Raw genomic sequence first — 15,464 nt, forward strand, 5'->3', positions numbered from 1 at the left:
ATGATGTACTTTTACATGACGTATATCGTTTTATCAGGGTTTTTACTATTACTGATATCCAACAAGAATTTTAAAGAGTGGCTATTAAAAATGATGATTGTAACGTTTTTACCGGTAATTGGGTGGACATTACCAATTGTAATTGCAAATAAATTCATAAAAAGTAAAGGAGAATTATTTGGCAGTTATATTAGTCAACAAGACGAGGACATATCATTAGAGATACTAGCAATTCAAGAAAAAATAGATAAAGAAAGAGAACTAGATATTGTTCCAATTGAAGATGCTTTAGTAGTAAGTAACTACTCTACTAGAAGGAAAGTAATGATTGATGTATTAAAAGAAGACACATTGCAATACATGGACATATTAAAAACTGCAGTGCTGAATGAAGATACGGAGACTTCTCATTATGCTGTTACTGCGGTGATGGAGATAAAGAGAAAACTATCTATATCTATGCAAGAGCTTTCGGTAAAGTTTGACCAAGATAAGGAAGATGCTCATTTATCACTTGCATATGCACTAGTGTTAAAGGCGTATATGAAAAGTGGCTTTCTAGATGAGCAGACCATTAAAAAATATAAATATATTTATATACATGTGTTAAGTCAACTTATTCGAAATGGTAACGAGAACGAGGAAACGTTTCAAGAAAAAATAGAAACTGAAATGGAAATGAATGAATATTCTGCCGCAGAAACTACTTGCTATGAGTATTTACGTAAATATTCTAATTCGGAAGATCCTTATATTTGTTTATTGAAATTATATTATACAACTAAATCTACAATAAAAATGCAAGGTACATTGGATGAACTGAAGAAATCGACCATTAAGCTTTCCAATCGAGCACTTACTATTGTTAGGTATTGGTCGGGGGGAATGGGACATGAGAGACAAAGGGAACTTCTCTAAAAAAATATACATCATTATTTTATTTATATTGCTGTTTGGTGTGTTATTACAGATTTCACGATCGCAATTCGTCTTGAAGTTTCAACAAAATCAAAACTTGGTTGAACAAAGAGATAAAATTCTAGCAGACATTTCCCATGACAATATCGTAGAGAAAAGTGGAGAAAACTACTGTATTTTATATAATTCATCGGATGAATATAGCGCAAAGTTGAAAGATAATGCGTACCACTCACTGCAATATATGAAAAAGAAATCAAACGAAGTGGATATAACGCAAGAAATGGTCAATTTATCGAACTGCCAAGTAGTTATACTGGCAACGGACAAGCTAAAAGATATTGGCAAGGCTGAGGAAATTGAGCAATTTGTATTCGAAGGGGGACATATCTTTTTTATGTCCGTCTTAGATATAGAGACAGATTATCAAATTTTATATCGCAAATTTGGTATCTCTTCTTTTGATAGTATTGTTGATGCTAAAGGAATGCATTTAACTTCCAATGTACTAATAGGAGAAAAGGAACTTTTTATAGACGAGGACTTTATCCATAACTCTGCTATAAGTGTGGATCTAGACGTTGAAACAGAGTTATTAGCGGAAAGTGCCAATAACATACCACTATTATGGAAAAGTGAATATGGAAAAGGAGCTTTTATGACGTTCAACGGAGAAATGCTGCAAGAAAAGATAAACCGCGGATTTTTTGCAGGGGCATTAAGTTTACTGGAACCAAACTTTATATACTCTATTTTCAATTTGAAAGTATTTTACATCGATGATTTTCCTTCTCCGACAGCAAAAGGGACTATCCCAGTTATTTACGAAGAATATAGAAGAGACATTGCTTCTTTTTACCAAGAAATATGGTGGCCGAATATGCTGGAAACTTCCAAAAAACACGACCTGAGATATACAGGTGCGATTATCGAATCATACAATGATCGAGTGCAACCCCCATTTAATAATACAGAAGATAAAGATAGCCATTACCTTATTTCCTTTGGTCGTGAGCTTATTAAAAGTGGAGGAGAACTGGGTTTTCATGGATATAACCATCAATCTCTCGTACTTGATAAAAATGTTGCAGCCGAATTTGGATATAAAGAATGGGATAAAAAAGAGGATATGTCTAAGTCTATAGAGGAACTTCTTATTTATACGAAGGACGCATTTCCTGGTTATACAGTTACTTCTTATGTACCACCTTCTAATGTTCTTTCTCCTGAAGGAAGGGAAGCGATGAAGAAGGCATGGTCGGACTTAACGGTGATTTCCTCATTGTATGGAGAGGATGAAACTGGACTAGCTTATGTTCAAGAATTTGAAATTGCAGAAGATGGGATTATTGAAATGCCTCGAGTTACCTCTGGTTATTTTGAAACAGAATATAATCGCTGGGCTGAAGCAAATACGATGACTGGAGTTGGTGTGTTTTCCCACTTTGTTCACCCTGATGATGTCATAAGCAGTGACAGAAGTAATAATATGGGGTGGGAAGAAAACTATAAGCTATACGACAAATACATGTCCCGTGTGCATAAGACATATCCTTGGGTTCGTGCTTTGCCTGCTACGGAAGCATCGCTAGATATGGCTACAAATCTTCATACTCAAGTAAGCTGGAAAAATAATGAAAACAGTATTGAAGGAAAGATATCTAACTATAAATCAAAAACATCCTATATCTTAAGATCAGAAAGAAAAATTGGACGATTACACAATTGTACGGTTAAGAAAATAGATGATAGTACTTACTTAGTAACTGCGAACGACTCTAAATTCAAAATAGAATTGGGGGGGAACTAGAATGAGAATCTGTTTGATAGCAGAAGGCTCATATCCTTATGTTACAGGTGGGGTATCTAGCTGGATTCATAGTCTAATCACAGAAATGCAAGAACATGAATTTATCGTGTATGCCATTGGAGCAGAAACAAAACAAAAAGGGAAATTCCGGTACGAATTGCCCCCGAACTTAGTAGAGGTTAAAGAAATCTTTTTGGATGAATATTTATTCGAAGAGAAACGATGGGGAAAACGGTATAACCTATCTACAAGTGAACGGAATAATCTCGTTTCACTTGTGAACGGGAGTAACGAGGTTAATTGGAAAGAACTATTTGATTTAATAAAAAGTAATAAGTTCGAAAATGTCGGAGAATTTTTGTCTAGTAAAGACTATTTTGACCTAGTGGAGTATTTAGGGAAAAATGAATACAGTCAAGTTCCTTTTACAGAACTATTCTGGACAGTAAATTCTATGATCTTACCCCTATTTTTAACCATTCGCCATGAAGTTCCAAAAGCGGATATATATCATTCTGTATCTACTGGGTATGCAGGAGTAGTAGGGGCACTTGCAAAGTGTTTATACGATAAGCCACTCCTATTAACGGAACATGGTATATATTCGCGCGAAAGAGAAGAAGAAATTATAAAGGCGGATTGGGTCAAAGGATATTTCAAAGATTTATGGATCAACTACTTCTATACATTATCCAATTCTATTTATGAGACTTCTGACAAAGTAATAACATTGTTCAATAGAAATAAAGAAATAGAAATAGAATTAGGGTGTCCAGAAGACAAAATCCTCATTATTCCAAATGGTGTGGATGTCATAAATTATAGTAATCTATTGAAAGCTCCTGACGATGGGATCATCCGAATAGGAGCCATCGTTCGAGTGGTGCCGATTAAGGACATTAAAACGATGATTCAAAGCTTTGCGCTAGTGGAAAGAGAAGTACCAAATGTTGAATTATTCATTATGGGGCCAGCCGATGAAGATGATGCTTACTATGAAGAGTGCATACAATTGGTGGATGCTTTAGGTGTAAGTAAGGTTACTTTTACTGGAATGGTACAGGTGAAAGAATATGTCGGTCAAATGGATATTCTGATGTTGACAAGTATTAGTGAAGGACAACCATTAGCAATCTTAGAGGGCTTGGCAAGCTCCAAACCTTTTGTATGTACAAATGTTGGTGGTTGTAGAGAATTGATCAATGGTAGTGGGGACGATGATTTTGGTAAGGCTGGTTTCATAGCACCGGTTATGCACTATGAGGAGATTGCAAATTACGTCATCAAATTATGCCAGGATGCAAACTTAAGAGAAAAAATGGGCGTAAACGGGTTTAATCGTGTAAAAAATAAATACAAACGAAGCGAATTTATTGCAGCTTACAGGAATTTGTATCAATCGGTAGGAGGGTAAATAGAATGGCTGGTATAGGTTTTGAACTACGAAAATTATATAGAGAAGAAGGAATTCTTCAAAATATGAAAGCTTATGCATATTCTTCCTTGACAACGATTGGTCCAATGATCTTATGTATAATTTTAGTGTTTGTCCAACAAAATATGATGTTAGCAAATGGCAGTAGATTTATAGAAAATGAATTATTCATCTCCACAATGACGTATTGTTTCATTTTTTCAATCGTTTTGACTTCAGGTCTTTCAATGGTTTTAACTAGATTCATCGCAGATATGATTTATCAAAAAAAATATGAAGAAATTATCTCCTCTTTTTATGGAGCGTTGATTACCATTTTGCCTATTGGAGGAATTATTACTGGTATTTTTCTATATGGAGTGGAAGAAAGTATAGGATATAAAATAGCTGCGTATTTGTTTTTTATAGAACTAATCATTATTTGGATTCAAGGAGTGTATTTATCAGCACTTAAAGATTATAAGCGGATCGTCCGGGGTTTTGCAATCGGGGTATTGGCCACTATTATTGTAAGCTATATCTTATTCCAATTTACAACATTTAGCGCAACAACAATCTCTTTAGTTGGAATGGATATTGGATTTGCAATTATTGTAGGTTCAGCAATGTATCATTTTGAACAAGTATTCCCACCAAATGAACAAAGGAACTACTTTTCATTTATGCGTTACTTTCAAAAATATCCTACTATCTTTTTTAGCGGTTTGTTTGTCTATGCAGGCGTATATGTCCATAACTTTGTTTACTGGTTTTTCTCAGATGATCATTTAATAGTTTCAGAGAAATTTAAACTGATGCCCTTTTATGATTTACCGGTCTTTTATGCGTATATTTCAGTGGTCCCTTCTCTTGTCATGTTTGTCGTAATAGTAGAAACAGATTTCTATGAACGTTTCTTAAACTATTATAAAAACGTAATAGATGGTGGCACATATAAAAGTATGAATATCGCAAAGAAAAAAATGCAAGATGTATTGTTGCATCGCATCGGTTTTTTAGTAGAAGTACAGCTTCTTTTTACAGCTTTATCTATAGCAATTGGTATTATTTTTCTACCAAAAGTCGGATTTTCGATGGAACAATTAGATTTGTTTATTTTATTATGTCTTGCGTATTTTTTCTTTATTATTATGTTTGTCATACTACATGCGCTAATGTATTTTGATGACCAGAAAGGCGTGTTAGTTATTAGTGCATTATTTTTTTGTTTAAATGGTATTTTAACTTATACCAGCATGAAGATAGGAATAAATGGACTTGGAATGTTCGTGGCGTCTTTCATAGTTTTAATACTAACAATTGGGAGATTAATATACGTCCTATCTAATATTGATTACTATACGTTCTGTTCGCAACCATTAAGCACACATAAGAAACAGAGAAAAACATATTTCTCATTCTCTAAAATTGTCACGACGCTAGCTATTATTGTCACCTCAAGCTTCATTTTGGTTGGTTGTTCACCGACAAAAGAAAGCATAGAGTATACCGAAAAAGTGGAGGAGAAGGCGGAAGTACAGGAAGAAAACAATGAAAAATTAGTGGAAGATAAAAGATTGTATGAACGTGATGAAGATGGTTCTATCAAGTCATTATATATTACAGTTTTACCTGATGATAAGGAACAACTAGATTGGTATTCTTTAAATCGTATAACGGACCGATATAGTGAAGAAAAAATGGATATTATTTTTGCGGAAGGTACAGAGGATGGTAAAGGGTCAAACGAAGGTATGTTTGGCAATGGTGCTGTGGATGCTAATGCGAAAATTAGTCTAAGAGGTAACACTTCCCGTTATGCTGCTCAAAAGTCATACAAGATTAAGTTGTTTGATACAGCTGGTTTGTGGCAAAATCAGCGGACTATTAATCTAAATAAACATATTGGTGATTTAAGCCGAGTTCGAAATAAGCTAAGTTTTGATTTGATGGAGAATATGTCTAATATGACAAGCCTGCGAACGCAATTTGTACATTTATATGTGAAAGACTTATCTGATGGGAAAACTGAAGCATTTCAAGATTATGGTTTGTATACCCAAGTAGAACAACCGAACGAAATGTTTTTAAAAAATCACTGGTTAGATCCAAGTGGTAACTTATACAAAGTCACTTTTTTTGAGTTTCAAAGATATCCAAATGAAATTAAATCGCAAACAGACCCAACATACGATAAAAAAATATTTGAAACGATTCTAGAGATAAAGGGAAGAGAAGAGCATGACAAGCTAATCTCAATGTTGGATGACGTCAACAATATGGCAATGCCGATTGAGGAAGTAATGGAAAAGCATTTTGATTTGGATAACTTTTTAACATGGACCGCAACGAATATTCTAATGGACAATATGGATACAGACGCCAACAACTTCTATCTATATTCACCGTTAAACTCCGATAAATGGTTCATCCTACCATGGGATTATGATGGAGCATGGGAATTACAGAGAAATGAGAATTCTATAAGGCCATACCAAGCTGGTTTAAGTAACTTTTGGGGAAACACGTTGCATAATCGTTATTTCCGAAATGAAAAAAATGTTCAACAACTAATCGACAAAGTGGAGGAACTATCTAAAACAATCAATTCGAAAACAGTCGAAGCACAGTTAAATCAATATGCTGATTTAGTAAAACCTTTCCTGTATAGGGAGCCAGATATTCAATACCTACCAGATTTGAATACTAATTTTGAAGCGGACTTACAGTTGTTGAAAGATACACCTGAAAGAGCAAAACAAAGGTTTTATGAAGATATTGAAAAGCCGAAACCATTTTACACAGACGATGTCGTCGTTACGGATACGGAGTTATTATTCTCTTGGCAAATTTCTTTTGATCTTCAACAAGAAGATCTTTTTTACACCGTGACTGTCGCTCGTGATCCATTATTCACAGAAATCTTAGAAGTAAAAAAAGATTTCCGCGAAAATGAATTTAAAATGAAAAAGCCGGAGAATGGTCAATATTACTGGAAAGTCACTGTAGTAGACAGTGAAGGAAACGAACAAACATCCTTTGATATGCATATTGATGAGGAAGGAAACGAGTACTTTGGAATAAGGGATTTTAAGGTGGAATAATATGAATTTACACGATAAAAGATTTAGACATGAGTTGAAATATTATTTGCATATATTTGACTACCTTTCACTTCGACAAAAGGTTTCATCTGTTCTAACAATAGATAAGAATTCACAAACGCATGAAGGATATGGCATACGTAGCTTGTATTTTGACGGAATACATAATCACTCTCTCTATGATAAAAACAATGGTGTGTTTAATAGGGAAAAGTACCGTATACGTATTTATAATGGAAGCGATAAAAAAATTAGTTTAGAGAGAAAAAGTAAGTTTGGAGATTTTATTTCGAAGGAATCAGCGCCAGTGACACGTGCTGAATACGATGCTATTTTAAAAGGAAATATAGATGTTTTATCTGGTAAGGATCAGCCTTTAATAAAAGAGTTTTATGCAGCTTTAAAGTATCGAAATTTTCTTCCTACCGTAATTGTAGACTATGTCCGGGAAGCTTATGTATATGAACTGGGAAATGTACGTATTACGTTTGATAAGAAAATGTCAGCAGGAGTTAATACGATTGATTTATTTGATCCAAACTTGATGCTAGAAGAGCCTCTCTTACCAGAGCAGACGATTTTAGAAGTCAAATTCGATCAATTCCTTCCAGATAATATACGTCAATTAGTGCAACCAGAAAGATTTGTTCGCTCTGCTATATCTAAGTACGTTATATGCAGAGAAGAGAATATAAAACATTTTAAATAATAGGTTCTTTTAAGGGGAATAAATATGAATGATACAATTAACTTTCAAGATGTGATAAAAAAAAGTGTACTTCATCTGGAAGCATTTCGAAGCGTCTCCTATATTGATATATTTTTAGGGTTAGCATGTTCATTTGCAATTGGCATGTTCATTTATTTTGTCTATAAAAGATATTTTCGTGGAGTTGTTTACAGTTACAATTACAATGTTTCTTTCGTATTAATGACGATGATCACAACATTAATCATCATGACGATAAGTACAAATATTATTTTATCACTAGGGATGGTCGGAGCACTGAGTATTGTCCGATTTAGAACTGCGGTAAAAGACCCATTAGATATCGTATACATGTTTTGGGCAATAGCGGCAGGAATCGCAACGGGTGCCAAAATGTATCCATTAGCAATGATAGGTTCATTGGCTTTTGGCTTGACGCTAGCATGGCTTTCTAAAAAGAAAGTTAAACACCAAGCCTATTTATTGGTTATCAGACATACAGAAGAGGCAACTGATGACCTAAGAGTGCAATTAAGAAAACTTGATACAAAACTTAAATCGAAGTCAATCAGAAATAGTTTCACGGAATTAACTGTAGAAATTAGCTTACGTGACGACAATACTGCATTTATGAAAACAATTGATAACATAAAGGGAATAGAATCATGCTCTTTAGTTAACTATACTGGCGACTATGCACAATAAAAGTCCTTAGCCGGTGGTCTTTAAATTGAATGTCCAGAGATCTGTATAATGTGGATCAAACAGTCGTAGCAAATTTTCTTTTTTGGGACTAGCTTTTGGTAGAACACAAATATACCCTATAAGAAGGACTTTTTTCAAAGTGCCTATCTTATAGGGTAAATTTTACTTTTTTTCCGGTTTTTCATAAAAAGTAGGAAAGACTCTGGGTCGTGGGACTTTATTAAAGGGATAGTACAGCTGATTTGCGTTTCAGGTGGATGCGGTTCCACAGGATGAGCGATGAACCATCACCGCCTTTTTGGCTATGTTGTGATGTTTCATTTGTCTCTCTGATCCTGCTAGAGTCGCCACCTTCCACTACAATCCATTAGTGCAGTACTTCCTATAAGAGGTAGCAGAGCTAATCGCTTAGATGATAAGATTGGTCAAGTTTTAGAGAGTTATAGATTATTTTTAATTTACATTGAGACTAATATAAAACAACAGCCTATCTTTCGTTCAGATAGGCTGTTGTTTATTTATTTTAATCGCCATAACACGGTTGTATTTGGTAAGAGAAGTCTTTCAACTTTTTGTAATAATAGTAGTTTTTTAAGTTCACGGTCAGCTAATTGATCGGAAATATTATAATAGCTTGCAATTTCATTTGTGGTTAAAGAATGGAATCGATCAAAAAGTTTTTCCAGTGATGGAGGATCTTGAATTTCTGGCTTTTCATATAGCATTTCTTGCAGGATTTGTACATATATCTCATAAGGATAATTTCCAGCTACTTTTATACCTTCATCTTCGATATTTTCATTAAAGAATACAATACTTGGAAAAGAGTCCACTTCCATTTCACATGTAATGGATAGGTCGCTTTGAAAGGACCTAGCACATTCATTGGAAAGAAAGTCACGAGTAAATTCATCTACATCAAGATTAACTTCTTTTGCTATCTCCTGTAATACAGAAAAGGATGTGACGTTTTTAGTGTTCAAAAACAGATACTCTTGTATTTTTATGAAAAATCGTAAAGCAGCTTTCTTTCCTTGAAATTCTGCAGCTTTCACAGCTATTGAAGGAAAAACAGAGTGTTCAATTTGGGAAATATTATAAGAATCATTACCCAAATTGGAACTTGGGAAGTTACACATTATATTTAACTTATTTAATTGAGTACTAAGAACAGTGCGTACAGTAAAATACTGTCCATACTCTACTTGCAATTTCCGAAGGGTAGGTTGCATATCCCAACAAGTCGGACATAACGGGTCCAAAAACACATACATTTCAAGCGGCTTGTTTACTAATGGGGATGTGAACGTCTCGGACGGAATTTGTATTCTTGTCACATTTCTTCCTCCTCATGACTCATTTGATTGACCATGTGGTTAGCTGTAAGCTCTAGACGTCTATAAAATGTATCGCGAACCTTGCCTTCTAAACCTACTTTATCCATTGCATCTCTCATGCAGGAGAGCCAAGCTTGCGCGCGTTTTGGCGTAATAGGAAATGGATTATGGCGCATCTTCATCATCGGATGTCCGTGTTCTTCTGTATATAAATTAGGTCCACCTAAATATTGAGTTAAAAATTGTTTTTGTTTTCTAGCTGTTTCCGATAAATCGTCTGGAAAAATCGGTATAAGCAGCGGATGCTTTGCTACATTGCCATAAAACGTATCGACAAGCTGATGTAATTTCTCTGCTCCGATTTCATCGTAAGGAAGTATTGGCTTCTGTGTCATTTTCTTACTCCTTTGCTCTAGCACTATACTTATTCTATCAACGAAACCCAAATATCTCAAACAATTAGATTATCTCATAGAAAAGCAAAAGATGGAATGTAGTAAAAAATGGATAAATTACGCGTTCCGCAAGTATATTGTACTTAAAAGCAAGTAATCAAGTTATGAGCGCAAGTATGTTAAAAAGTAACGCAAGTAAATTCTATGACAGAGCAAGTAATGCACCTACCAGCGCAAGTAAATAACTTTTAAGATAAAAAAATCGAGTATACCTACAAGAAAAGCAAAAGCATCTTTTTGGGGCAATCTAATGGCATTTGTTTGCCTAAGCTACTTCTTTTCTTTACAGGCAAATAACTTACTATTTTACTTTATTTCCGATAGTAGAAAACATGAACTACTTTTTTCATCTTTTAGAGGTGGCAACTCCCGCGGAAAGGGTCCACCTGTTTCTAAATCTCTACGCTAGTTTCGAATCATGAAGTGCGTTGAAACGGAAATTATAGTTTTTTTGTTTTTAAAATTCCGCGACCCCATTGATCGCAGGACATTTTTATATACTTTCTAATCTTTTAAAAAAACAACCTATTAAATTTAATAGGTTGTTGTTACTCGGGCTATGCTTGGAAGTGATTCATTACTTTTTGAACGTAATTTTGTGTTTCTTTATATGGTGGGATACCATCGTATTTTTTTACGGCTCCCGGTCCTGCATTATATGCTGCTAGGGCCGTTTCGATATTTCCGTCAAATTGAGAGAGCATTTGGCTGATATATTTGGCTCCACCCATTATGTTTTGTTCAGGATCTAACGTATTAGTAACACCTAAATACTTAGCGGTACCTGGCATTAATTGCATTAGCCCTGAAGCTCCAGCAGAACTAGTAGCTGCGGGGTTAAAATTAGACTCTTGTTTAATGATGGATGAAATAAGTTTTTCTGGAACATTGTAAGTTGCTGCGGCTTTCTTAATTATTTCATCATAATCTGTCCTATTATTTGTAGAAGTGGATGAATAAGAAGAAATGACATCTGCTAAACTACTCTGCCCAGAATATATATTAGATGGTACAAATACAGGGGAGTCACCACTATATAGTAAAGAAGTTAAATCTTCAGTTGACTGATCTCCTGTATTAGATTGTAGCACTTGTCCTAACATATCTGAGAACATGGATGAAGTGGAAGTGTTATTTTGTGAACTCTGTACACTTCCTAGTGATTGCATTGCATTTATCTCCATTAAAACTTTTAGGGATTGAATATCCAAAGGGATCAACCTTTCAACTTGTTGTTATATTTCACAAGGCGAGCAATTTTTTTGTCAGTGTGTCGAATGGGGATATTGTGTGAATCTAGCAAATCAAGAAACACTTTTTCTCCATATTTTACATCACTACTCTCATATTCTACCTCAAAATCCTCTGTTTGACTATAAATGGTATGATCTAAAAAAAGAATTCCATTTTCAAAAGGTACTTGGACACGATTTGTTTGCAAGGTTCCAATACATATTAATGGAGAATCAAGATTAAACTGCTCCAAAAAGGGAATAGAAGGAAAAGAGGTTTTGGTAATGATTGCATCTCTTTCTTGGTCAGATATATGTACTGTATTCTCTTCCATTACATGTTCTTCTATCGGTCGTTTAAGTGTAAGCTCATTTTGGTTACTTAAAACACGCAAGCGAAAACCCATCCTATTGTTCTTAAAAAAGTTATCTAGCGTATCAAAATAATAATTCGTTTGTGAACGAAAGTCCTTATCGTCTACCTGAAAATACGATATAAATAGCTCAAATTCTTGTTTTGTTAATAAATTTTTAAATTCTATTTCTTTTTCGGTTTGCATAATACACGACCTTTCCTATTATTTCTATTATATGCGCTTTTCAACTAGTTTCAATATGTTAAAATAGTGGAAGAATGGACAGAAAGGAACGATTATTTTGCCTATTACTTATAATGTGCATAGTGGTATTCAATTAGAAAATGATATACGATTTACACTAGAGGTGTTTCCTAATAATCCTAATATAAAAGCGGCTGGTCAAATGATTACTGATTCGGATTCAAATGCTTTTATCTACCTATTAGAAGATGAGACTGAGTATCATTATTTAAAGTTTGGTCAGGAAGTTTGGCCATTGCTCGTAAATACCTTAAAAGCAGTAGAAGATCCTTCGTTGCAAATCGGTGAAAAAGAGCTGACTCTACTTGGCTTTAAAGAAGAACTAAATATGCTTATTTTCAATATTGAAGGTAACGACAATTACGGTGCTGATTTTTCCCGAGCTGTGGAAGAAGCATTTAGCGAAATTTTAAAAGCATAGTACTTAGTTCAAGGGAAGTGGAGGTCAAGCTTATGGGGCAGTGGGATCGCTTTTTAGAGCCGTACAAGCAGGCAGTTTCAGAGTTAAAAGTAAAATTAAAAGGAATGCGAGCTCAGTTTGAGAGAGATAATACAAATTCACCGATAGAATTTGTAACAGGTCGTGTCAAACCACTTGCTAGTATTTATGATAAATCATTAGAAAAAGGAATAGTATTTGAGCCTTCCGATACGTTGGCGCAGGAAATTCCAGATATTGCAGGCTTACGAATGATGTGTCAATTTGTAGATGATATAGAAACAGTCGTAAGTTTACTGCGTACTAGAAATGATATAAGAATTATTGAGGAGCGCGATTACATTTCTCACAAAAAGCAAAGTGGGTATAGATCCTACCATGTAATTATTGAATATCCTGTTCAAACAATTCATGGGGAGATAAATATTCTTGCTGAAATTCAAATACGAACATTAGCAATGAATTTTTGGGCATCCATCGAGCATTCCTTGAATTATAAGTATAAAGGAATCTTTCCAGAAGAAATAAAAAAGAGGCTTCAATATGCAGCTGAAGCGGCATTTCGATTAGATGAAGAAATGTCTTTAATTCGAGGAGAAATCCAAGAAGCACAAAAATACTTTAGTGAAAATAAGGAACTTTCTCATCCAAGTCTCCATGAAACCGATACGAAAGAGAGGTCACGTGAATGAAGTTTTTCATATTGTCTCGAAATGATGATTTATCCAATGAATTAATGGAAAGCGCTAAAACGTATCTAGTAGATTTTGGATTGGTAATAGATGAAGAAAATCCAGATATTGTCTTATCAATTGGTGGCGATGGCACATTACTACATGCCTTTCATAAATACAAACATTTAACCACCTCTGTGGCGTTTGTGGGGCTACACACTGGGCATCTAGGTTTTTATGCGGACTGGAAACCAGAAGAAATTGAAAAGCTAGTTATTAGTATTGCGAAGAAAGAATTTGAAGTAATAGAATACCCATTACTTGAGGTGACGATTAATTATAGACATGGTGAAGATAGTTCAGTCTATTTGGCGTTAAATGAGTCGACTGTAAAATCCCCAGACGTTACTTTGGTAATGGATGTGGAGTTGAACGGTGATCATTTTGAACGTTTTAGAGGAGATGGATTATGTATGTCTACTCCATCGGGAAGTACAGCGTATAACAAAGCACTTGGAGGTGCCATTGTTCATCCTTCCCTAGAGGCAATTCAACTTGCTGAAATCGCATCTATTAATAACAGAGTGTTTCGTACCGTAGGTTCATCGCTTGTCTTGCCAAAACATCACTCATGTTTACTAAAACCTGTAAAAGGACCAGATTTCATGGTAACGGTGGATCATCTTCAGCTATTACATAAAGATGTTCTATCTATTAAGTATCGAGTAGCAGATGAAAAAGTACGCTTCGCTCGGTTTAGAGCATTTCCATTTTGGCACAGAGTACATTCCTCCTTTATTGATAGTGATTTGGAAATATGAAGGAAGAATTAATCCAATTAACATTTCGAATAGATGAACCGCAACAATTACTTCGAGATGCAATCCGCAAATATGGTATTTCAAAAAAAGCATTGACTAGTATTAAATACGAGGGTGGTAAAATTACCGTTAATGGAGTAGAGAAGACGGTAAGGCATAAATTAGATTCAGGTGATATGGTACAGATTACATTTCCACCAGAGAAAAAAAGTGACGGACTAATTCCACAGCAAGTACGGTTTCCTATTTTGATGGAGGATAATCATCTTCTCATTCTCACAAAGGCTGCTGGGATTAGTACAATTCCGTCTAGAGAGCATCCTACTGGTACAATGGCGAATTTTCTAGCTGGATATTTGGAGGAGAGTGGGTTATCCTCTACTGTACATATTGTAACTAGGCTGGATAAGGACACATCCGGTATCATTTGTGTCGCAAAGCATCGACATGCTCATCATTTATTAAGTGAAATGCAAAAGTCTGGACAAATCTCACGAACATATGAGGCAATTGTTCATGGCCATATTCAACAAGATGAATTTCTTATAGATGCTCCCATTGGTAGAAAGAATGGTAGCATTATTGAAAGAGTTATCGATTCTGAAGGTAAACAAGCCAAAACCTCTGTTCAAGTATTGTCCCGATTTGAAAATATTGGAGAAAAGCTTACGCATGTGCGATTACAGTTACATACTGGTCGGACACATCAGATTCGAGTGCATATGATGTCCATAGGTCATCCCTTACTAGGCGATGATTTATATGGTGGCAATCTAAGGTTAATAAATAGACAAGCGCTTCATGCGAGAGAACTGACCTTGGTTCATCCCTTTACAAAAGAGAAAGTTCATTTAATTGCTCCTTTCCCAGAAGACCTGAAAGAGCTTATTCCCACTATTTCTTCCTAATTTATAGGAGGAATGGTGGGAATTCATATTTATAGGGCATTTTGTTGATTATTTCCTAGGGAATATTTTTATTGCTTATTTAATGCTTACTCCATACAATAAGTAAGGACAAAGTGAAACATCAATCCGGGGGGGATTCTTCATCCTTCACCGATAGTAAGTCGAACCATTCGGGCTTTTATGGGCAATTATCTTCCACTTATGCTTTTTTACTTGAGCCAATACTTGAAGTGGAAGACATACAAGGTACAAGAACTAGTGCCGATGTTGCCACAGGATGTGGTGACTTTATACTGCGAGACAAATGCTGAGAGGAGG

Annotated in this window: 14 protein-coding genes; 10 read left to right on the plus strand and 4 right to left on the minus strand. The window is 35.0% G+C overall.

Annotation, left to right across the window (positions count from 1 at the left end):
• The 6 genes from MKY60_RS05430 to MKY60_RS05455 are packed head-to-tail and all read left to right on the plus strand — an operon-like array spanning position 1 to position 8,660.
• Positions 1-918 carry a hypothetical protein gene (locus MKY60_RS05430; protein ID WP_340879291.1) on the plus strand — a complete coding sequence of 306 codons (918 nt, stop codon included), beginning with the start codon at positions 1-3 and terminating at the stop codon, positions 916-918.
• On the plus strand, positions 893-2,728 hold the full coding sequence (locus MKY60_RS05435; protein WP_340929004.1) for a DUF2194 domain-containing protein: 1,836 nt from the start codon (positions 893-895) through the stop codon (positions 2,726-2,728). The genes MKY60_RS05430 and MKY60_RS05435 overlap by 26 nt, the downstream gene beginning before the upstream one ends.
• A 1-nt stretch (position 2,729) precedes the next feature.
• Entirely contained in the window at positions 2,730-4,142 is a 1,413-nt protein-coding gene (pelF, locus tag MKY60_RS05440; RefSeq protein ID WP_340879293.1) for a GT4 family glycosyltransferase PelF, read from the plus strand.
• Between the two features lie 5 nt (positions 4,143-4,147).
• Positions 4,148-7,246 carry an exopolysaccharide Pel transporter PelG gene (pelG, locus tag MKY60_RS05445; RefSeq protein ID WP_340929006.1) on the plus strand — a complete coding sequence of 1,033 codons (3,099 nt, stop codon included), beginning with the start codon at positions 4,148-4,150 and terminating at the stop codon, positions 7,244-7,246.
• 1 nt (position 7,247) lies between these two features.
• The gene (locus MKY60_RS05450) at positions 7,248-7,955 is read left to right on the plus strand and encodes a polyphosphate polymerase domain-containing protein (protein WP_340929008.1); all 708 of its coding nucleotides are present in this window, start codon (positions 7,248-7,250) and stop codon (positions 7,953-7,955) included.
• Between the two features lie 24 nt (positions 7,956-7,979).
• Positions 7,980-8,660 carry a DUF4956 domain-containing protein gene (locus MKY60_RS05455; RefSeq protein ID WP_269915650.1) on the plus strand — a complete coding sequence of 227 codons (681 nt, stop codon included), beginning with the start codon at positions 7,980-7,982 and terminating at the stop codon, positions 8,658-8,660.
• A gap of 518 nt (positions 8,661-9,178) precedes the next feature.
• Here MKY60_RS05455 and MKY60_RS05460 read toward each other — a convergent pair.
• From MKY60_RS05460 to MKY60_RS05475, 4 genes are all read right to left on the minus strand, one after another.
• Positions 9,179-9,997 carry a ClpXP adapter SpxH family protein gene (locus tag MKY60_RS05460; RefSeq protein ID WP_241596219.1) on the minus strand — a complete coding sequence of 273 codons (819 nt, stop codon included), beginning with the start codon at positions 9,995-9,997 and terminating at the stop codon, positions 9,179-9,181.
• The gene (locus MKY60_RS05465) at positions 9,994-10,392 is read right to left on the minus strand and encodes a globin domain-containing protein (protein ID WP_090563181.1); all 399 of its coding nucleotides are present in this window, start codon (positions 10,390-10,392) and stop codon (positions 9,994-9,996) included. Before MKY60_RS05465 ends, MKY60_RS05460 begins: the two co-directional genes overlap by 4 nt.
• A gap of 617 nt (positions 10,393-11,009) precedes the next feature.
• The gene (locus MKY60_RS05470) at positions 11,010-11,663 is read right to left on the minus strand and encodes a lytic transglycosylase domain-containing protein (RefSeq protein ID WP_093494296.1); all 654 of its coding nucleotides are present in this window, start codon (positions 11,661-11,663) and stop codon (positions 11,010-11,012) included.
• A gap of 5 nt (positions 11,664-11,668) precedes the next feature.
• Complete coding sequence (locus tag MKY60_RS05475; protein WP_340929010.1) at positions 11,669-12,244, minus strand: CYTH domain-containing protein; 576 nt, start codon at positions 12,242-12,244, stop codon at positions 11,669-11,671.
• A gap of 97 nt (positions 12,245-12,341) precedes the next feature.
• Here MKY60_RS05475 and MKY60_RS05480 point away from each other — a divergent pair, with 97 nt between their 5' ends.
• Genes MKY60_RS05480 through MKY60_RS05495 form a run of 4 tightly spaced genes read left to right on the plus strand, consistent with a single transcriptional unit; the run spans position 12,342 to position 15,146 of the window.
• The gene (locus MKY60_RS05480; protein WP_093494298.1) at positions 12,342-12,725 is read left to right on the plus strand and encodes a UPF0738 family protein; all 384 of its coding nucleotides are present in this window, start codon (positions 12,342-12,344) and stop codon (positions 12,723-12,725) included.
• A gap of 32 nt (positions 12,726-12,757) precedes the next feature.
• Complete coding sequence (locus MKY60_RS05485) at positions 12,758-13,435, plus strand: GTP pyrophosphokinase (protein ID WP_093494299.1); 678 nt, start codon at positions 12,758-12,760, stop codon at positions 13,433-13,435.
• Entirely contained in the window at positions 13,432-14,238 is an 807-nt protein-coding gene (locus MKY60_RS05490; RefSeq protein WP_090563176.1) for an NAD kinase, read from the plus strand. Before MKY60_RS05485 ends, MKY60_RS05490 begins: the two co-directional genes overlap by 4 nt.
• Positions 14,235-15,146: an RluA family pseudouridine synthase gene (locus MKY60_RS05495; protein ID WP_093494300.1), complete on the plus strand. Its 912-nt coding sequence runs from the start codon at positions 14,235-14,237 to the stop codon at positions 15,144-15,146. The genes MKY60_RS05490 and MKY60_RS05495 overlap by 4 nt, the downstream gene beginning before the upstream one ends.
• The last annotated feature ends 318 nt before the right edge of the window (positions 15,147-15,464 follow it).

The sequence above is a fragment of the Psychrobacillus sp. FSL K6-1415 genome, assembly GCF_038003185.1.
GTDB lineage: Bacteria > Bacillota > Bacilli > Bacillales_A > Planococcaceae > Psychrobacillus > Psychrobacillus psychrodurans.